Source organism: Methylocella tundrae (assembly GCF_901905185.1).
Classification (GTDB): domain Bacteria; phylum Pseudomonadota; class Alphaproteobacteria; order Rhizobiales; family Beijerinckiaceae; genus Methylocapsa; species Methylocapsa tundrae.
The window spans coordinates 89,436-106,842 of sequence record NZ_CABFMQ020000076.1; the positions used below are offsets into that span (position 1 = coordinate 89,436).

Genomic DNA, 17,407 nt, shown 5'->3' on the forward strand with positions numbered 1-17,407 from the left:
AATGCATCGTAAACGGAGTAGTAAGAATGCTGGATAAGAGCTCGATTTTCGCAAAAATCTCCTGCTGCGGTCTGTTGGCGGCTGTGCTTGTCCTGCATTCGGCGCCGGCTGCATTGGCCGCCTCCGATGTGGTGTCGAAATATGACAAGGATAGCGACAAAACCCTCGATCTCGCTGAGGTGAAGGACGCTGCGGGCGCGCAATTCGACAAACTGAACAAGGATTCCGACGACACGCTGGACAGCAAGGAAGTCAAAAGGGTGATCGGCAAGAAAGAGTTCAAGGCGGCGGACCCCGACAATGACGGGACGCTGAGCAAGGACGAATATCTCGCCATCGTCGAAGATCTGTTCAAGAAGGCGGACGTCGATAATGAAGGCACGCTCGACGCCAAGGAAATGAAATCAAAGGCCGGGCGCGCCCTGAAGCGCCTCATCGACTAGTTTGGCATTGTCCAGACGGCGTTCACGCCGTCTGGCTCCGTCTCTCCAGATTGTCGCGTTGATCAGAGCAAAGGCCCGCAGCCGCCGGCGCGCGTTCTGGATGTTGTCTATTTGTTCTCAATTTTTTCATTTACAGACGTTGAACGTGTGATAGCCCATAAAATGGCCGTGTGCGTCAACGACCGGTCGGCTCGCCAAAGCGCAGCGGCTGTCGCCCGCCGGATTTGGATATCCTTCATTCTCCTGGGTGAGAATGGTCGCCCACCTCTTGCCATCAGTGGGGATAATGCCGAAAGCCAGGGCGTGCGGGGACGCTGCAGCGAAGGCGAGTTCAATCATGGCGACGGCGAAGCCGCCAGTGGTGATTTTGCGCAATCCAATCATAATTTTTCTCCTGTTCGCGACTCGCTTGAACACGGCAAAAAGGCGCGTGATTTCGGCGAGTTGGGCTATGGGCGAGAACGCTAATTCTGATCGGGATGGGTTGGTTCCACCCGTTTCATGACCAATAAATAGGGCGGGAAATCCAATCTGTATAATTCATTGTTCTTCTGAAATTGATCGATTAATTAAATGATTTTCCGGGCGGCGCTGGCCGGTGTCGCGGACTTCGCGCCGGAGCGGAGCCGTCTTCCTCAAGCGGCGTCTCTCGCCGCGATCAGCGCCAAAGGAGAGCCGCCGTGATGCGCCTTGATCGACGCCTTCTTTGTGTTTGGCCATTGTCAAACAGGCGATGCGCTCGAAAGAGCCTTGCGATATAAAGCGTCTATTCAAACGCCTGCGACATCGGAAGGCCAATGCCCTCAAAGCTCGATCAACTGAAAGCCATGACCACGGTTGTCGCCGATACCGGCGACATGGAGGCTGTGCGCGCCTTCGCGCCCGTGGACGCGACCACGAATCCAACCCTTATTCTGAAAGCCGCTCAGCTCGAGGCCTATGCGCCGCTGCTGTCCGAAGCGATCGTCTGGGGACGCAGCCACAATCATCTGACAAGCGAGGTGGCGGATCGGCTGGCGATCAATTTCGGCGAGGAGCTGACCAAAATCGTTCCGGGCCGGGTCTCGACGGAAGTCGACGCGGACCTCTCCTTCGACATAGAAGGCACGGTGGCGAAGGCGCGGGAGATCATCGCCGAATATGAGAGGCGCGGCGTCGGGCGCGAGCGCATCCTCATCAAGATCGCCGCGACCTGGGAAGGCGTCAGGGCGGCCGAGATCCTTCAGGCCGAAGGGATCGACTGCAACATGACCTTGATCTTCTCGCTGGCGCAGGCGGCCGCGTGCGCCGACGCAGGCGCATTCCTAATCTCGCCTTTCGTCGGCCGCATTCTCGACTGGCACGTCAAGACCGAAGGCAAGACCTATACGGCCGAAACCGATCCCGGCGTTCTCTCGGTCAAGCAGATTTATGCTTATTACAAGGCCTACGACGTCAAGACCGTCATCATGGGCGCTTCGTTCCGCAACAAGGGCGAGATCGAAGCTTTGGCAGGATGCGACCGATTGACCATTTCGCCGCAATTGCTCGACGATCTCGCGAGGGATCACGGGGAAATGCAGCGTCGGCTCGATCCCGCGAGCGCGGCCGGCCGGGCCCCGGCGAGACTCGATCTCGACGAAAAGACCTTCCGCTTTCTCCTGAACGAAGATGCGATGGCGACGGAAAAGCTCGCGGAGGGGATCAGGCTGTTCTCGCGTGATCTGCGGTCATTGCGCGAACTCGTGTCGCAGCGGCTCCTCGCCGTCGCCTGAGCCTGCTCAGGCGATCAACGGGCGAGCGATTCATTCGTAGCTTGAGATGAATCGCGGCCCGTCCTGTGAAAGCGGGCCTGCCTCAGCATTGCGCCGCACGTCCTTGAGACAGCCGCTCGGCGCTTCGCCCCGCCGTGCCAGACAGCGGTAGCGGTCTGGCGCCGGCGCGGTAGAAAAGAAGCTCAGGCTTCCTTGTTTTTCGGCGTCAGAATCTGGCGGCCGCGATACATGCCGGTCTTGAGATCGACGTGGTGCGGACGGCGCAGCTCGCCGGAATCCTTGTCTTCCACATAGGTCGGGGCCGCGAGCGCATCGGCGGAGCGGCGGAAACCGCGCTTCATGGGGGAGGTTTTGCGTTTCGGAACGGCCATGGATCAGTCTCGATAAAGCTGTTAAGCGAACCTTGCGGCTCGACGTGAACTCAGGTGTTAACGCGCCTCATACAATGAAAAAACCGCGCTGGCTATCTCAAATCGCCACGAGAGCGCCACTCGGTTCGATCCGGGGCCTCAATTGACGCAGGCCGTGTCCGTGCTCCGAGTGCGGGCGATGATGGTCGCGGCGCGCCGGCTCAGCTGCCGGCTGGGACGCGCTGGGTCGCGCAGCCGGGGATTGGGCAGCGCGGAGGCGAGCAGGGCGGCCTGGCGGAGGTCAAGTCTGTCGGCGCTTTTCTGAAAATAGCGCTGCGCCGCCGCCTCGGCGCCGAAAATGCCATCGCCCCATTCGGCGATGTTCAGATAAATTTCGAGCACGCGCCGCTTCGGCCAGACGAAATCAATGAGCAGCGCCAGCGGGATTTCTATGGCCTTGCGGATGGCCGAGCGCCAAGGCCATAGAAACAGGTTCTTGGCCGTCTGCATCGTGATCGTCGAGGCGCCGCGCGAGGGGCCGTCCGCGTCGGCGTCGTCGATCACTTCCCGCAACGCCCCCCAATCGACCCCGTGATGGCGGCAGAACAACGCATCTTCGGACGCGATGACCGCCGCGCGCAAATTGGGCGATATCTGAGCAAGCGGAACATAGAGGCGCTGGACCGGCTCGCCTTCAATCTCCCGCGCCAGCATCAGCGTCGACGTCGGCGTCACATAGCGGTAGGCGAAGGCCAGCGCGACGACGCCCAGCGCGAACGCCAGAGCGAGCCGGGTGAGGATGATGAACAATTTGCCGACAAAACCAGCTCGGCTGAACCGCGACGCCATGCGCGAGCCTTGACCGATCTTCTCCGATCGGGCAAGCCGAGCCTGAACTTTATTGGTTTGGCGCGATTGGTTTGGCGGGGTTCGCCCGGCCAGCGAGTGGGATGAAGCGACGATGACTGAGGGCGCGGCGGCGGAATTCGAGACGCGGTTGAAGACAGTCGCGGAAGGCGCTGAGGATATTCTGGATCGCCTGCTTGGCGCGGCGACGCTTCCCGGTGAGATCGCAAGGCCCGCGCGTCTCCTCGACGCAATCCGCTATTCGACCCTTGGCGGCGGCAAGCGCCTGCGCCCCTTCCTGCTCGTCGAGACGGCGCGGCTGTTCGGAGTTGAGGGCGAGGGCGTTTTCCGCGCCGCCGCTGCGGTCGAGATGATCCATTGCTATTCGCTGGTTCACGACGATCTCCCCGCTCTCGATAATGACGATCTGCGACGTGGACGGCCGACGACGCACAAGGCTTATGATGAAGCGACCGCGATCCTCGTCGGCGACGGCCTTCTGACCTACGCCTTCGACGTGATCGCCGATCCTGCGACCCATCAAGATGCGGCGATCCGCGCCGGGCTTGTGCTGGAGCTTGCCCGCGCCGCCGGCTTCGGCGGCATGATCGGCGGACAGGTGCTCGATCTCGAGGCCGAACAATCGCAAGCGGCGCATACAACGGAGGCCGTGATCAGGCTTCAATCCATGAAGACCGGCGCCCTTTTGCATTTTTCGGTGATCGCCGGCGCCATCATCGGCAACGCCGACGCGAGGGCGAGGGCCGCGCTTTCAGCCTATGGCCTCGCCCTCGGCGCGGCCTTTCAGGTTGCGGACGACATTCTCGACGTCGAAGCTGATGAGGCGGTGCTTGGCAAACGCGCCGGCAAGGACGCCGGGCGCAACAAGGCTACTCTTGTCGCGGCGCTCGGCCTTGAAGGCGCGCGTGAGCGGCGCGACAGACTTGCGGCCGAGGCAATCGCCGCGCTGGACTGCTTCTCGCAAGGCGCGGACGCTATGATCCTCAAAGAGGCGGCGCGCTTTGTCGCCCGGCGCGCCAGCTGAAGGCTGTCAAGACGTCCGATGCTTCAGGAAGAGGCGGGCCATGGTGCGGATAGACTATCCCTATCTCACAGTCCGGGGCCATCCGCGCCTTTTCGCCGGTCTTGCGCTGGGCATATTGGTCGCTTTTCTCCTCCCATCCGATTTTCGGGTGGCCACGCGCCTTTTGATCGCGTGGAATATCGGCACATGGCTTTATTTTATTCTTTCGGCCGTGCTTGTCGTCACCTCTACCCCGGAGTCCATGCGCCGGCGCGCCAAGGCCAGCGATGAGGGACGATTCCTCGTCCTCGTTCTGACCAGTTTAGCCGCGATCGCTTCCATGGGGGCGATTGTGGCGCAGCTTGGCGCCACCAAGGACATGTCGGGGATGACCAAAAGCCTGCATGTCACGCTGGCGGCCGCGACCATCATCAGCGCCTGGACCTTCATCCATCTGACCTATGCCCTGCATTATGCGCATGAATATTTCGACGAACTCGACGCTGAGCCGGGCAAGGAGCCGCATGAGGCGGGCGGCCTGAAGTTTCCGGGAACCGATGACCCCGATTACTTCGACTTCCTCTATTTTTCTTTCATTATCGGCGTCGCGTCGCAGACCGCCGACGTCGAAATCACGGCGAAGGAGATGCGCCGCGTGTCGCTGTTGCATTCCATTTTGTCGTTTTTCTTCAATAGCGCGGTGCTTGCGATCACGATCAATATAGCGGCGGGGCTCATCTGAACGACGGCGCGCTTCTGAAGCGCCTCATTCTTCAGCGGCCGCCAAAATGGTAGCCGATCTGCACGAACGCGCCATAGAGGCCGGATTTGAAATCCATTCTTTGGATCGTGGTCGAATTTGGAAACTGCGTATAGCCTGTTGGCGTGCGAAGCGACCAATAACGGCCGTCGACGCCGATGCTTACGCGGTCGGTGACAAAATAGGATAGCGAGGCCTCGAGCTGAAGGCCGTCGCCTTTCCACCCCGTTTCGGTCATCGGATTGATATCGGGACGCAGCCAATGATTGTCGACGCCGCCGAATTTTGTATAGGGCAGCCATGCCGCCTCGGCGGCGAGCTTGACGCGATCGGTTAGCATGACGTCGCCGGCGAGGCCGAGACGAATCGAGTTCCAATGTTCCGTTTCGCTCAATATGAGTTGGCCGGCGGGAATATTGTCCGATGGGGCGCATATCGGCGAACTCGCAACCTGAGCGCAGCCATAGGCATTGAGCGCCTGCTGGTAGTAACTGTATCCGACGAAGCCGCCGATCTTCCAGCCCTCGCCGCGCAGCGCGCTATAGCCGAGATCAGCGACGGCGGAGAAATTGTTCCCTTTTTGCTGCTGCGAAAGCGTCCTCGAATAAGGCTCCGTAACCGGCGGATAGTCCTCGTCGGTCATATGGCTGCCGAACAGGCTGCCGCCGCCAAGAAATCCTTTCACGAACACGCCCGAGCTATGGTCGACGCGAGCGAAGCCCTCGATCGACCCGGCGCTGAGATCATTCCACGCAAGGCGCGAGACCAGGATCGGCGAGTACGCGAAGAGGTTTTTCTGGAAATAGCCGGTCGTTACGCCGAATCGGCCGCCGAACTCGCCAGTGACGTCGCCAAGTATCGGCAGCATGGGCGCGGATATCTCGGGCCCCTCGTCGTTGAACCGATAGTTGAGGCCGAGCTTGAACAGTTGCACGCTGTGGCGAATGCTCACATGCGAGACGTCGCCGTAATAGGGATCATAAAGGCCGATCTGTCCGGGCCCGAAGTCATAATAGTCGAACTCGCCCTTGACCGACCAATGCGGCCATAAAGCGTATTCGACGCCGGCGCCGACGACCCAGCCAAAACGGGTCTGGCCGCCTGCCGGGCGAACGCCGTTGTGGTTTTCGACGAAGACAGGAACGGCGAAAGCCTCGTTGGCAATGGCGGCGCCCGCCTTGCCGAAGATCAACGCGCGTCCGACCGCGTAGCCAGCACGTCCGCTCACGTCGCCAAGCGCGCGGAGGTTCGATTCGCAGGTCCAGCCCAGGCCATCCGGCGCGCCAAGAGCGCCGCCGCATATGGCGTGGCCAAAGAGATTTGAAGCTGCGCCCGAGCCCTCAAGGCCGGCGACCCACGAGCCGACGGTGACATTGTAGCCGATCTGTCCGCCGCCGAAGAGGCCGTTCTGGCCGGAGGAAGCCGGGTAGCGTGGCGTGCGCGCCGCAAGAATGCCGCCCGGATCAGACCATTTGGTCTCGCCCGTCGCGACGCCCCAGTTCACGCCGCCATAAAAGCCCTGCCACAAAGCGGCCGGCGCCGCCTCGCCAGCCGATGACGGCGCCGGCGGCAATAATGACGACGCGGCGACTGCTGCGACGAGAAGCGCGCGATTCATGTATCACCCCCGATGATCCATGACGACAATCGCCAACGATCAGCGCGAGCGCAATGGAAAACGCACGAGCGTCTCCTCGCGTCGGCTCCAATCGACCAAGCCGCGATGTGTTCGAGTCTATTCCGCCGCGCTTTTCGCGCCGCCGAAGCGGCGTTCGATATAGGTGTCGACGATCGTCTTGAACTCGGCCGCGATGCCTTCGCCGCGCAAGGTCATCGCCTTCTGACCGTCGATGAAAACCGGGGCGGTCGGCGTTTCGCCCGTTCCGGGCAGGGAGATGCCGATATCGGCGTGTTTCGATTCGCCGGGTCCGTTGACGATGCAGCCCATGACCGCGACGTTCAGCGTCTCGACCCCGGGATAACGCGTCTTCCAGAGCGGCATTTCATCGCGGATGTAGGTCTGGATGTCGCGCGCGAGTTCCTGGAATACGGTCGAGGTGGTGCGCCCGCAGCCGGGGCAGGCGGCGACCAGCGGCACGAAAGTGCGAAAACCCATGGTTTGCAGGATTTCCTGACCGACCTTCACCTCAATCGTGCGGTCGCCGCCGGGCTCCGGCGTCAGCGAGACGCGGATCGTGTCGCCAATGCCTTCCTGCAACAGAATCCCGAGGGCGGCGGAGGAGGCGACAATGCCTTTCGAGCCCATACCGGCCTCGGTGAGGCCAAGGTGCAGCGTGTAGTCGCTGCGGCGGGCCAGCGTGCGATAGACGGCGATCAGCTGCTGTACGGCGGAGACCTTGGCCGAGAGGATAATTTTGTCTCGCGGCAGCCCGATTTCCTCAGCCCTCGCGGCGGAGAGCAGCGCCGATTGCACCATCGCCTCGCGCATCACGGCGTCGGCTGGGACGGGGGCGGCTGTTTTTGCGTTCTCATCCATCAGGGCGGTCAGAAGCTCCTGATCGAGCGAACCCCAATTGGCGCCGATGCGCACCGCCTTGCCGTGCTTGATCGCCATTTCGACGATGGCGGAGAACTGGCGGTCCTTTTTGTCCTTGAAGCCGACATTGCCCGGATTGATGCGGTATTTGTCGAGCGCCTCGGCGCAGGCCGGATGGTCGGCGAGAAGCTTGTGGCCGATATAGTGGAAATCGCCGATGAGCGGGACATAGCAGCCCTGACGCGCGAGCTTGTCGCGAATATACGGCACGGCGGCGGCCGCCTCGTCGCGATCGACCGTGATGCGCACGAGTTCGGAGCCGGCTCTCGCCAGCGCGGCCACCTGCGCGGCGGTCGCGTCAATGTCGGCCGTATCGGTGTTGGTCATCGATTGAACGACGATTGGGGCGCCTCCGCCGACGCGCACGGCCGCCGCGCCCGATCCGACCATGACGCCGACGGAGTTCCGGCGCGGCGCCGGCCCCGCCTCCTGCGCGTCAGCGTAGCGGGAGGAGGCCGATGCTGTTTCGAAGGGCGTTTCTTGAAGCAAGCTCATGCGGGGCGGTTTCCCGAAGTTTTCGAAAGCGCCTCAAGGCGCGATCATCCGCCGGCGCGGCGCGATCCTAACCGACGGAGCCGCGACAGTCGTGGCGAAAAATGGATTTGGCGTCAAGGCTGGATGCGCCGCAAGGCAAGGTCAAAGCGTTCTTGTCCTTAGCCATTCGCCTTTGACACGCTGTGTCGCGGCAGTCATCTTCGATACCGTGCTGTAAATTTCAGAGATCACCAGTTCTGGCGCTTATCTGGGGTCTCCAAGGGGTCACAAAGCATCTTCGTACCCTCAAGGACGATTTTATGGAATCCGAATGGCATCTTAGCGATAAGATCGCTGCAATAACAACGATTGCTGCGCTCCTTCAGTTTATTGCACTAATCTTCACTCTGTTTGTCATGGTACGAAACGGTCGTCGCCAATTACGGGCCTATGTCTTTCCAAATGACGCGTGTATCTACGAAGGGACGATGTTGGAGCCTCCTATAATGGTACATAAAAACAAGCCAGGAGTACTTCTAAACTTTCGGAATTGTGGCCAAACCCCAGCTTACAATGTCGTGAGCTGGGCAGATTTGGAAATTGCTGAGCCGCTCAACGAAGAAAAATTGGTGGCGCCTAAACTGGAGCAAAAGTTTCCGGCTAGCTTAGGTGCCAATAGCGTGATGTCAAAGACAATATGGTATCGTCGGTCGCTAACCGAAAATGAAATTAGCGACATAAATAATGGAGCGAAGGCAATTTATCTGTTTGGTCGAATAGAATATCAGGATGCCTTTAAGAAGAAACGAGCTACGAATTTCCGCCTTCGTTACAATGGCCCGTTTCCGCCACCCAAAGGCGTAATATTTCTTCATTGCGAAAAAGGGAACGACGCCAATTAGTGTCGCTGTTGTTGTAGTCGGCGCCGCGCTCACGTCCCCGCGCAGGCCCGGCAAAGGCCTGTCACTTCCATGACTTGCGCGCGCGGAAAGAAATGCGCCTCGCTGGTCAGCTCCGCGATACTGCCGCGCAGCGCGCCGGAATTGGCCTCGACCACTTCGCCGCAGACGTCGCAGATCAGAAAGGCGATCGGCGTTTCACGGGCGTGGCCGTGGCCGCAGGCGAGATAGGCGTTGCGCGAGGCCAGCCGGTGAACGAGGCTGTTTTCAAGCAGGAAATCCAGCGCGCGATAAATTGAAATCGGCGCGGGGCGTTTTCCGGTAAGATCCGCGACGCGGTCGATGAGATCATAGGCGCCGAGGGGGCGTCTCTCGCGCGCCAGAATTTCGAGGATGCGGCGCCGGCTCGGAGTCAAAGCGATGCCTTCCTGGCGGCATAGTGTCAGCGCCGCGTTCAAGGCGGCCTCGCCATCGGGCTTTTTCGAATGGTCATGATCCTGATGGTCGAGGCGGGGGGGCGATGCGCGCAAAATTGTCATCTCCGTAATATATCGCAATTATGCAGGTAAGGCGACCGGCTGCCCCCGGGGCGACTCCGCGCCGGAGCGCGCTTGGTAAGATCATCTTCGACCCGGTATAGATTTATTGTCAGCCCGGCAGTCCCGCCAGTCCATCCGCGCCCATTCACCACGGAGTTCATCATGACCCTGCAAACGCGCAACGCCATCGTCACCGGTTCGACCAGCGGCATCGGGCTCGCCATCGCGCGCGCCTTCGCCAAGGAGGGCGCCAACGTCACGATCAACGGCCTTGGCGACGCGGCGGCGATCGAAGCCGAACGGGCGGCGATCGAGAAGGATTTCGGCGTCAAGGCGCGCTATTCGCCGGCGAACATGACGAAGCCCGAGGAAATTCGCGCGATGGTGACGGACGCCGAGAAAGCCTTCGGCAGCGTGGACATTCTGGTCAATAACGCAGGGATCCAGCATGTCGCGCCGATCGAGGAGTTTCCGATCGACACCTGGAACCTCATCATCGCGATCAATCTGTCCGCCGCCTTCCATGCGATCGCCGCGGCGATTCCGGGCATGAAGGCGCGCAAATGGGGCCGCATCATCTCGACCGCCTCGGCCCATTCGAAAGTCGCCTCGCCCTTCAAATCGGCCTATGTCAGCGCCAAGCACGGCATCGACGGCCTGACCAAGACGGCCGCGCTGGAGCTCGCCAAATTCGGAACCACGGTCAATTGCATCTCGCCCGGCTATGTCTGGACGCCGCTCGTCGAGAAACAGATCCCGGACACGATGGCGGCGCGCCATCTGACGCGCGAGCAAGTCATCAATGACGTGCTTTTGACGGCGCAGCCGACCAAAGAATTCGTAACCGTCGAACAGGTCGCCGCGCTCGCGGTTTTCCTCACCTCCGATGCGGCCTGCCAGATCACTGGCGCCAATATCTCGATCGACGGCGGCTGGACGGCCGAATAAGCTGAATCGAGGAAGCCATGACTGAATCCGTCGCGCCGGACGATTGGAACGGCCAGAAAAAAATCAGCCTGGCCCTGCAGGGCGGCGGTTCGCATGGCGCCTTCACATGGGGCGTGCTGGACGCCATCCTCGAAGACGAACGGCTGGACGTGGAGGCGATCACGGGAACGAGCGCCGGCGCGATGAACGCCGTCGTTTTTGCCGAGGGTTATCTCGAAGGCGGCCGCAAGGGCGCGCGCAAGAGCCTCGCCAAATTCTGGCGTTCGATCAGCGACGCGGCGGCGTTCTCTCCCGCGCAGCAAAAAATCATCCATATGTTCTTCCGCGATCTGCCGCTGCAGCGCAGCCTTGCCTTCTGGTGGACGGATTTCCTGACCCATTATGCGAGCCCTTACGAGTTCAATCCGCTCAACATCAATCCGCTGCGCGACCATCTGATCAAAATGATCAATTTTGAAAAAGTGCGCGCCATGACCGAGCTGAAGCTGTTCGTTACGGCGACGAACGTCCATAACGGCAGGGTCACCATCTTCGAAGGCAAGGATCTGACTGCGGATCATGTGATGGCGTCGGCCTGCCTGCCGTTCCTTTTTCAGGCGGTGGAGATCGACGGCGTCCCCTATTGGGATGGCGGCTACATGGGCAATCCGGCGCTTTTTCCATTGTTCTACGAGACCGCGTGCCCCGATATATTGATCGTGCAGATCAATCCCATCGAGCGCGATGAAACGCCGAAGTCCGCGCGCGACATTCAGGACCGCCTGAACGAAATCACATTCAACGGCGCGCTGATGGGCGAACTCCGCGCAATGGATTTCGTCAACAGGCTGATCGACAAGGGCAGACTGACGGGCGACCAATATATGCGCACGCTCGTGCATCGCATCGACGGCGGGAAATTCCTTGAGCCCTTCGCGGCCTCGACCAAAATCGACGCCTCCTGGTCCATGATCCAGAAGCTGCATGGATTTGGCCGCGAGGCGGGCAAACAATGGCTCGGCGCGCATTACGAGAAGATTGGCGTCGAAGCGACGCTCGATCTGCGCATGGCGTATAGGTAGCGCTTCAGGAATTGAGCAGGGCGACAGCGCCGTTCAGCGCCGCCGCGAAGCTGATCCAGGCAAGGTAGGGCGCAAGCAGAAAGGCGGCGATCCGATCAGCCTTGGCGCTCTGCCACATGGTCGCCGCGAGCGTTCCGACCAGCAGCAGGATAATGGCGAAGCCGGCCCATATGGCGTGGAGCCCGAAAAAGACGGGCGACCAGCTCGCGTTGAGAGCCAGCTGAACAAGGAATAAAATCAGGGCGCTCCGGCGCGCCGCCGATGCCGGGGCGCGGTCCCAAAGCCGCCAGAGCGCAATCGCCATCAGCCCGTAAAGGATGGTCCAGGCGATCGGAAAAGCAAGGTTCGGCGGCGTCCAGGCCGGCTTTGCCAGCGTTGCGTACCAGCCTGCAATCTGCGGCGCAGTGGCCGCGCCTTCGATCGCCGCGATCACATAGCAAAGCGCGAAGCAGGCGACCAAACGAAACAGCGAGCGCGCGGCGCCTGTCAGAAGCGGCGCGTCTTTCATGGCGCGCCGGGCTGCTTCAGAGGGTGAGCGGCGCTGAACGCCTCGAGTTGGAAGCAGCGATCGATGATTTCAGCAAGCCTTGGATAGGCGTCGAGCGCGCCGCCGAAAAGCTGATGGCCGACGGCGACGCTGACGACCGAAATATCGGCGATGGTCACCGTGTCGCCGTGACAATAGAGGCCGGTCTCGCTCTCGCGAGTCAGATGTTCTTCAATTGATTGCAGGCCGAGCCCCAGCCAATGATGCGCCCATTTCGTCTGGCCGGTTTCATCGACGCCGAATTCAGCTGCGAGATAGCCGCGCACGCGGGGCGTCACCAGCGAATGCGCGTCTCCCGCCGCGATTTGCGCGAGCGCGCGCGCCCTTGCGCGTCCGCGCGGGTCGGCTGGCAGGAGCGGGGGAGATGGATGCGTCTCGTCGAGATATTCGAGAATGGCGAGGGATTGCACCAATGGCGGCCCCTCGCCCTCGATGAGCGCCGGAAGCAGGCCCTGCGGATTGATCGCCAGATAGGCGGGCGCGCAATGCTGACCCTTGAAAAGATCGACGAAGACCTGCTCGGGCGCCAGGCCCTTGAGATTAAGCCCGATGCGGACGCGAAAACTCGCGAGTGAGCGCCAGAATGTGAATATCTTCATAAAGCTTCTCCGCCAGCGGCTCCATGCTGCCACGAAACAGCATGGAGCTCCAGTGAGCGGCGGCGAACGCTGGAAGCTTACGCCGGCTGGATGGCGTCGCGATCGCCGCGCCGTCTTTCGCCCTGCGGCCTTGCGCTATTATAACGCGGCCTTGACGCCGACGGCCCATTCGAGCCCGGCGCGCCGGCGCTTCGCGCGCCGAAACCGCGTTCTTGCGGACGCGAGGGGCCTGCGCCCGGACGCCTGTCCTGCTGCGGCCGCGGCGAGGTTGCGCTCCGCGCGGGCGGCTTTGCCTCCGGCGAGCCGGGCGCCGCGCGGCGGTCTTGCGTCGGCAGGTTAAGGCGTGTCAGCCTTTCGATATTGCGAAGAAGGTCGCGCTCGGCGCCGTCGCAAAGCGAAATCGCGACGCCTTCCGCGCCCGCCCGGGCGGTGCGCCCGATGCGATGAACATAGGCTTCGGCAACTTCCGGCAGGTCAAAATTGACGACATGGGTGACGCCGTCGATATCGATGCCGCGCGCGGCAATGTCCGTTGCAACGAGAGCGCGCACGCGCCCGGCGCGGAAAGCCGCGAGAGAGCGTTCGCGCTGATTCTGGCTCTTGTTGCCGTGGATCGCGACCGCCGCGATGCCTGTCGCGTCGAGATGCTGGGTCACCTTGTCGGCGCCGCGCTTCGTGCGGGTGAAGATGATCGTGCGCGCCATTCCGGCGTCGGACAAGAGATCGACGAGAACGTCGCGCTTGCGATGGGTCTCGACGAAAAGCACCTGCTGGTTGACCCGGTCGGCCGTCTTTGCCACCGGCGTGACCGAGACCTGGACGGGATCATTGAGGAGTTCGCCGGCGAGCTTGGCGATTTCGGTTGGCATCGTCGCCGAGAAGAACAGATTCTGGCGACGCTTCGGCAGTGTGCCGACGACGCGGCGGATCGATTTGACGAAACCGAGGTCGAGCATCTGGTCGACTTCGTCGAGCACGAAAAATTCAGTCTTGCCGAGATGCGCGGCGCCGGCGTCAAGATGATCGACGAGACGGCCGGGCGTTGCGACGAGAACATCGAGACCGCGCTGCAGCGCCCTGATCTGCGCGCCATGCGGCACGCCGCCGAACACCACCTGGACGGAAAGCTGCATTTCAGAGCCAAGGCTGCGGAAGCTCTCGGCGATCTGGCTGGCGAGTTCGCGCGTCGGGCTCAGCACCAGAACGCGGGCTCCGCCACGCGGCGCCTGTTGCGGATGAGTGATGAGATGATGAAGGATGGGGAGGGCGAAGGCGGCCGTCTTGCCCGTGCCCGTTTGAGCGATGCCGACGAGATCGCGGCCCGTCATGAGATGGGGGATGGCTTGCGCCTGAATGGGCGTCGGCGCCGTGTAGCCGAGTTTATTCAGGGCAAGGAGAAGGGGCGCGGCCAAGCCGAGTCCGGAGAAATCTTGCAATGGGGGATCTTTCGATGAGCCCGTGGCCGCCTTTTGGGCGGAGCGTGGGCTTCAGATAGGTTGGACGCCCTGCGTGCCTGGGCTGTCGAGCGGAGTGCGCTGGTGCGCCCGACAGGAGAATAGCAAGCTATCCTTCACGCAACCGGAGCGCCAACATCTACACTTAGGCAGATGATGCTCTATCGCTGGTTTGCAGAGAAAAGTCAAGCCAGATCGGCTTACCGCGGGAGTTTACAGGATTCTCTTAAAGATTATCCACGCCCCCCGGCGCTTTCCGTCGCGTAGCGCCTCTATTATAAAATGCCGCCCGCTCAGGTAGTATTTGAAGTATATATGACGAAGCAGCCGTCTGCCCGGAGCGATGCAGCCTGAAGCCGAAGCTGCGGCTCGCGTAAAGCTCATGGAGCGGCCAACTGATTTGCTCTCGATTATTTGACTTGAAGAACGAACTCGGGCAGCCTTCCTCGCGCGCCCCAGCCCTCCGGCTGAATCGGCGTCATCAGAAGGGGGGCTCAGACTTCCGGCAGAAAAAACCCCGGAGCGTTTCTTGCTTCAGGTTCGTTCGCGGAGATCGCCGCGCCAACGGACATTGCTCTTCGGGGAGAATCAAGGAGAACATTGAGATTGATGGACGACCGTACGATCAAAATTGGCAAGGACTTAAAGCACAAGATTTGGGCGGGCGCCGAAAAGGCGTCGACATTTGATCTGCCTATGGTCAGCGTGATCGTCGTCAATTACAATTATGGGCGCTTCCTGCGCCAAGCCGTCGATTCGGTATTTGCGCAAAACTATCCGAACATCGAGTGTATTATCGTCGACAACGCCTCGACGGATGAGAGCGCAGAGGTTCTCCTTGAGATCGCCGCGGATTATCCGAGCGCCGTGGTTCTAAGGCGCGCGCGCAATGAGGGGCAATGCGCCGCTTGTGTCGACGGCTTTGCGGCGAGTTCTGGCGAATATATCGTCTTCCTCGACGCCGACGATGTTCTGGTGTCGGCCTTTGTAGAAACGCATGTCTTCGTGCATTTGTCTCTGCGCCTTCCCGTCGGCCTCACATCCTCGGACATGATGCAGGCCCTCAATTCACGGATTGTCCTTAGCACGATCCGCGGGGACAATGCGCAGGCGCTGGAAAAAACCAAAAACGCCGCTGATCTTCTGCGAAATTTTGACTCGATCTGTCCCGAATTCTGGCCCTTGCAGAAAATGGACGCATCGATCAAGACGCAAGTCCGGCTTATCGAGCCCATGAACGTCGCGTCATGGGTCTGGTCGCCAACTTCGGGCAATTGCTTTCGCCGCGATGCGCTCGATCTATTTATCGGCGATCCAGCGTTGCCCGGTTTGCGCTATGCGATTGACACTTACCTTATTCGCGGGATCAGCGTTTTGACGGGAAGCGTGCTGATCGACCGCCCCTTGTCGATTTACCGGATGCATGGCGGCAATGGCTTCACCAAGCATCCTCACCTCCATGGCGTTCTGAACTACGACAGGTTCGGCCCCAATGATCTCGACTTGCGCTCGCGCGAGATGATCATTGACCATTGCGTCGCCAACGCCCGCATGTTCAATAGCCGCCTCCCTGAGGCCTCCTGCTTTATCCGGGCTCTCGAGGCGATCAACGATATTTGGCCGCCCCTGCGTTCGCGCAATAACGCCGCTAAAAGCTATCTCGCTGAAAGGCTCGAGACCGAAGCTGATGCGCTTGCCGATGTCTTCGGACGCAAGCTCGTTGCTTATTGGCGGGCCCGCCAACGTCATTCGATCATCCGGGCGTTGAAGGCCTGGAGCGCGCGATTGCTCCCGCGCAAATAGTCAATCCCCGACGTCCCAACGAGACCGGGGGCGCATTGCTCGTTGCGTGGCGTCCGGGGGCAGGGGTGGCATGGATATTATTTTCCTGGACAACGGGCTGATCGGCCGTGGCGAGCACAGCTACAGCCTGATCAAACAGGTCGGAGAGGCGCTGACGCGCCGGGGCGTTCGTCACCTGGGGTTCGGGACGAAGGTCATGCAGGCCTCGGTCGCTGAAGAACTCGGCGTTCTTCCACACTTTAACTATCCACTCTATTTCGGCGTTGTCATTTCCGAGCGCGAACATGATCGCCGGCGAACGCTTTTCGCGAAAATCCTCGGCCTCAAGGCAGATCCGACACAGCCGTCGGAAATCGACACATGGCGCGTCTTGAACGCTTCTTTCGAAAAGGATCTAAGGGCGCTGCCGCCTGACGCCTGGAGCGCGGACAATCTTATCGTTGTTCCTGCTTGCTCCCAGAATGAGATTCTTGGACTGGTCCGCGCTCTGCTGGCAAGGCCCGAAGGAGCGCGGCCACGCGTTCTCTGTCAACTCATGTTCGGGCCGAACTGGACGGCATGGGGCCGCCCGGCAAAGCTTGGGACCAAACTCTATCGCAAAGCCTTCGCTCTCGCCCGGCCGCTGATCGGAAAGACGCTTTTCTTTACGACCGAGAACGAGGCGATGCGACGGCTTTATCGCACGACGTTTCGCGTTGAAACGGACATTCTCCCCGTGCCATTTGGCGATGTCGCGCCGGCGGCGGCGCCCGCGGAAAGGCCGGTCTTTGGTTTTTTCGGCAATTCCAAATCCGATAAGGGATTTCACCTGCTGCCGAAGACCATAGAGATCTGTCGCGCGCGGGGGCTGGCGGCTGATTTCACCGTCCAGCTGCAACATTGCGGTTGGGAGCCGGCGACGGTTGCGGCCGAGGCCGAGCTGCGGCGGATGCAGGGCATAAGGTTGATCGAGGGCGTTCTGAACGGGCAAGACTACGTCGCCGAAACGAGCCGGATCGACGCGATGCTTTTGCCCTATGATCCCATTCTTTTCGGTCTTCGAGGATCGGGCATCTTTACGCAATCCGTCGCCGCCGGCCGGCCTGTCGTCGCCTCAAAGGGAACTTTTGCCGGAGACAGCATCACGCGCGGCGAAGCCGAGGGCGAGATTTTTTCGCCCTACGACGCGCCGGCGTTCGCCGACGCCGTCGAGCGGCTCGCCGGACGCTTGCAGGGGAGCCACTGCCGCGCGGCGGCTCTCGCTAAAGCCTTCAGGCAAAGCCACAGCGCCGACGCCTATGTCGACGTTGTTTTGGCGCATGCGCCGCGCAAGCCCGAATGAGACGGCCTCACGGCCTCGGCGGCGCCGT

Annotated in this window: 18 protein-coding genes; 10 read left to right on the top strand and 8 right to left on the bottom strand. The window is 61.1% G+C overall.

Annotated elements, in window-relative coordinates:
• Positions 1-26 precede the first annotated feature (26 nt).
• From lanM to tal, 3 genes are all read left to right on the top strand, one after another.
• Positions 27-443, top strand: a complete 417-nt coding sequence (gene lanM, locus MPC4_RS08255) for a lanmodulin LanM (RefSeq protein WP_174512097.1) — start codon at positions 27-29, stop codon at positions 441-443.
• Between the two features lie 111 nt (positions 444-554).
• Positions 555-911 carry a hypothetical protein gene (locus MPC4_RS08260; protein ID WP_174512098.1) on the top strand — a complete coding sequence of 119 codons (357 nt, stop codon included), beginning with the start codon at positions 555-557 and terminating at the stop codon, positions 909-911.
• Between the two features lie 329 nt (positions 912-1,240).
• Positions 1,241-2,197, top strand: coding sequence for a transaldolase (gene tal / locus MPC4_RS08265; RefSeq protein WP_174512099.1), 957 nt, complete (start codon positions 1,241-1,243; stop codon positions 2,195-2,197).
• Between the two features lie 182 nt (positions 2,198-2,379).
• Here tal and rpmF read toward each other — a convergent pair whose 3' ends face one another.
• Complete coding sequence (gene rpmF / locus MPC4_RS08270) at positions 2,380-2,568, bottom strand: 50S ribosomal protein L32 (protein ID WP_012589860.1); 189 nt, start codon at positions 2,566-2,568, stop codon at positions 2,380-2,382.
• A gap of 138 nt (positions 2,569-2,706) precedes the next feature.
• On the bottom strand, positions 2,707-3,396 hold the full coding sequence (gene mtgA / locus MPC4_RS08275) for a monofunctional biosynthetic peptidoglycan transglycosylase (RefSeq protein WP_134491972.1): 690 nt from the start codon (positions 3,394-3,396) through the stop codon (positions 2,707-2,709).
• Positions 3,397-3,508: 112 nt separating this feature from the next.
• Between mtgA and MPC4_RS08280 the strand changes: the two genes are divergently transcribed.
• Both MPC4_RS08280 and MPC4_RS08285 read left to right on the top strand, forming a co-directional pair.
• Positions 3,509-4,438, top strand: a complete 930-nt coding sequence (locus tag MPC4_RS08280) for a polyprenyl synthetase family protein (RefSeq protein WP_174512100.1) — start codon at positions 3,509-3,511, stop codon at positions 4,436-4,438.
• A 40-nt stretch (positions 4,439-4,478) separates the two neighbouring features.
• Positions 4,479-5,159, top strand: coding sequence for a DUF1345 domain-containing protein (locus MPC4_RS08285; RefSeq protein WP_174512101.1), 681 nt, complete (start codon positions 4,479-4,481; stop codon positions 5,157-5,159).
• A gap of 31 nt (positions 5,160-5,190) precedes the next feature.
• On the opposite strand, the gene MPC4_RS08290 is transcribed toward MPC4_RS08285, so the two are convergent.
• Both MPC4_RS08290 and ispG read right to left on the bottom strand, forming a co-directional pair.
• Positions 5,191-6,795, bottom strand: coding sequence for an outer membrane beta-barrel protein (locus MPC4_RS08290; protein ID WP_174512102.1), 1,605 nt, complete (start codon positions 6,793-6,795; stop codon positions 5,191-5,193).
• A 117-nt stretch (positions 6,796-6,912) separates the two neighbouring features.
• The gene (ispG, locus tag MPC4_RS08295; RefSeq protein WP_174512103.1) at positions 6,913-8,229 is read right to left on the bottom strand and encodes a flavodoxin-dependent (E)-4-hydroxy-3-methylbut-2-enyl-diphosphate synthase; all 1,317 of its coding nucleotides are present in this window, start codon (positions 8,227-8,229) and stop codon (positions 6,913-6,915) included.
• A 299-nt stretch (positions 8,230-8,528) separates the two neighbouring features.
• Between ispG and MPC4_RS08300 the strand changes: the two genes are divergently transcribed.
• Positions 8,529-9,110: a hypothetical protein gene (locus MPC4_RS08300; protein WP_174512104.1), complete on the top strand. Its 582-nt coding sequence runs from the start codon at positions 8,529-8,531 to the stop codon at positions 9,108-9,110.
• 29 nt (positions 9,111-9,139) lie between these two features.
• On the opposite strand, the gene MPC4_RS08305 is transcribed toward MPC4_RS08300, so the two are convergent.
• The gene (locus tag MPC4_RS08305; RefSeq protein ID WP_174512105.1) at positions 9,140-9,646 is read right to left on the bottom strand and encodes a transcriptional repressor; all 507 of its coding nucleotides are present in this window, start codon (positions 9,644-9,646) and stop codon (positions 9,140-9,142) included.
• Between the two features lie 162 nt (positions 9,647-9,808).
• Here MPC4_RS08305 and MPC4_RS08310 point away from each other — a divergent pair, with 162 nt between their 5' ends.
• On the top strand, positions 9,809-10,594 hold the full coding sequence (locus MPC4_RS08310; protein ID WP_174512106.1) for a 3-hydroxybutyrate dehydrogenase: 786 nt from the start codon (positions 9,809-9,811) through the stop codon (positions 10,592-10,594).
• A gap of 17 nt (positions 10,595-10,611) precedes the next feature.
• On the top strand, positions 10,612-11,655 hold the full coding sequence (locus MPC4_RS08315) for a patatin-like phospholipase family protein (protein ID WP_174512107.1): 1,044 nt from the start codon (positions 10,612-10,614) through the stop codon (positions 11,653-11,655).
• A 4-nt stretch (positions 11,656-11,659) separates the two neighbouring features.
• Here MPC4_RS08315 and MPC4_RS08320 read toward each other — a convergent pair whose 3' ends face one another.
• From MPC4_RS08320 to MPC4_RS08330, 3 genes are all read right to left on the bottom strand, one after another.
• Positions 11,660-12,163 carry a TspO/MBR family protein gene (locus MPC4_RS08320; RefSeq protein WP_174512108.1) on the bottom strand — a complete coding sequence of 168 codons (504 nt, stop codon included), beginning with the start codon at positions 12,161-12,163 and terminating at the stop codon, positions 11,660-11,662.
• Complete coding sequence (maiA, locus tag MPC4_RS08325; RefSeq protein ID WP_174512109.1) at positions 12,160-12,801, bottom strand: maleylacetoacetate isomerase; 642 nt, start codon at positions 12,799-12,801, stop codon at positions 12,160-12,162. Before maiA ends, MPC4_RS08320 begins: the two co-directional genes overlap by 4 nt.
• Before the next feature lie 77 nt (positions 12,802-12,878).
• Entirely contained in the window at positions 12,879-14,237 is a 1,359-nt protein-coding gene (locus MPC4_RS08330) for a DEAD/DEAH box helicase (protein WP_174512110.1), read from the bottom strand.
• Positions 14,238-14,864: 627 nt separating this feature from the next.
• Between MPC4_RS08330 and MPC4_RS08335 the strand changes: the two genes are divergently transcribed.
• Positions 14,865-16,058, top strand: coding sequence for a glycosyltransferase family 2 protein (locus MPC4_RS08335; protein ID WP_174512111.1), 1,194 nt, complete (start codon positions 14,865-14,867; stop codon positions 16,056-16,058).
• 70 nt (positions 16,059-16,128) lie between these two features.
• Positions 16,129-17,379 carry a glycosyltransferase gene (locus MPC4_RS08340; protein WP_174512112.1) on the top strand — a complete coding sequence of 417 codons (1,251 nt, stop codon included), beginning with the start codon at positions 16,129-16,131 and terminating at the stop codon, positions 17,377-17,379.
• Positions 17,380-17,407 lie beyond the last annotated feature (28 nt).

What these genes read in the sequence shown, in the direction of transcription:
- MPC4_RS08335 (WP_174512111.1), top strand. Translation starts at nt 14,865, where the DNA reads ATGGACGACCGTACGATCAAAATTGGCAAGGACTTAAAGCACAAGATT.
- tal (WP_174512099.1), top strand. Translation starts at nt 1,241, where the DNA reads ATGCCCTCAAAGCTCGATCAACTGAAAGCCATGACCACGGTTGTCGCC.
- ispG (WP_174512103.1), bottom strand. Translation starts at nt 8,229, where the DNA reads ATGAGCTTGCTTCAAGAAACGCCCTTCGAAACAGCATCGGCCTCCTCC.
- lanM (WP_174512097.1), top strand. Translation starts at nt 27, where the DNA reads ATGCTGGATAAGAGCTCGATTTTCGCAAAAATCTCCTGCTGCGGTCTG.
- MPC4_RS08310 (WP_174512106.1), top strand. Translation starts at nt 9,809, where the DNA reads ATGACCCTGCAAACGCGCAACGCCATCGTCACCGGTTCGACCAGCGGC.
- MPC4_RS08320 (WP_174512108.1), bottom strand. Translation starts at nt 12,163, where the DNA reads ATGAAAGACGCGCCGCTTCTGACAGGCGCCGCGCGCTCGCTGTTTCGT.
- rpmF (WP_012589860.1), bottom strand. Translation starts at nt 2,568, where the DNA reads ATGGCCGTTCCGAAACGCAAAACCTCCCCCATGAAGCGCGGTTTCCGC.
- MPC4_RS08340 (WP_174512112.1), top strand. Translation starts at nt 16,129, where the DNA reads ATGGATATTATTTTCCTGGACAACGGGCTGATCGGCCGTGGCGAGCAC.
- MPC4_RS08305 (WP_174512105.1), bottom strand. Translation starts at nt 9,646, where the DNA reads ATGACAATTTTGCGCGCATCGCCCCCCCGCCTCGACCATCAGGATCAT.
- MPC4_RS08300 (WP_174512104.1), top strand. Translation starts at nt 8,529, where the DNA reads ATGGAATCCGAATGGCATCTTAGCGATAAGATCGCTGCAATAACAACG.
- MPC4_RS08280 (WP_174512100.1), top strand. Translation starts at nt 3,509, where the DNA reads ATGACTGAGGGCGCGGCGGCGGAATTCGAGACGCGGTTGAAGACAGTC.
- MPC4_RS08315 (WP_174512107.1), top strand. Translation starts at nt 10,612, where the DNA reads ATGACTGAATCCGTCGCGCCGGACGATTGGAACGGCCAGAAAAAAATC.
- MPC4_RS08290 (WP_174512102.1), bottom strand. Translation starts at nt 6,795, where the DNA reads ATGAATCGCGCGCTTCTCGTCGCAGCAGTCGCCGCGTCGTCATTATTG.
- maiA (WP_174512109.1), bottom strand. Translation starts at nt 12,801, where the DNA reads ATGAAGATATTCACATTCTGGCGCTCACTCGCGAGTTTTCGCGTCCGC.
- MPC4_RS08285 (WP_174512101.1), top strand. Translation starts at nt 4,479, where the DNA reads ATGGTGCGGATAGACTATCCCTATCTCACAGTCCGGGGCCATCCGCGC.
- mtgA (WP_134491972.1), bottom strand. Translation starts at nt 3,396, where the DNA reads ATGGCGTCGCGGTTCAGCCGAGCTGGTTTTGTCGGCAAATTGTTCATC.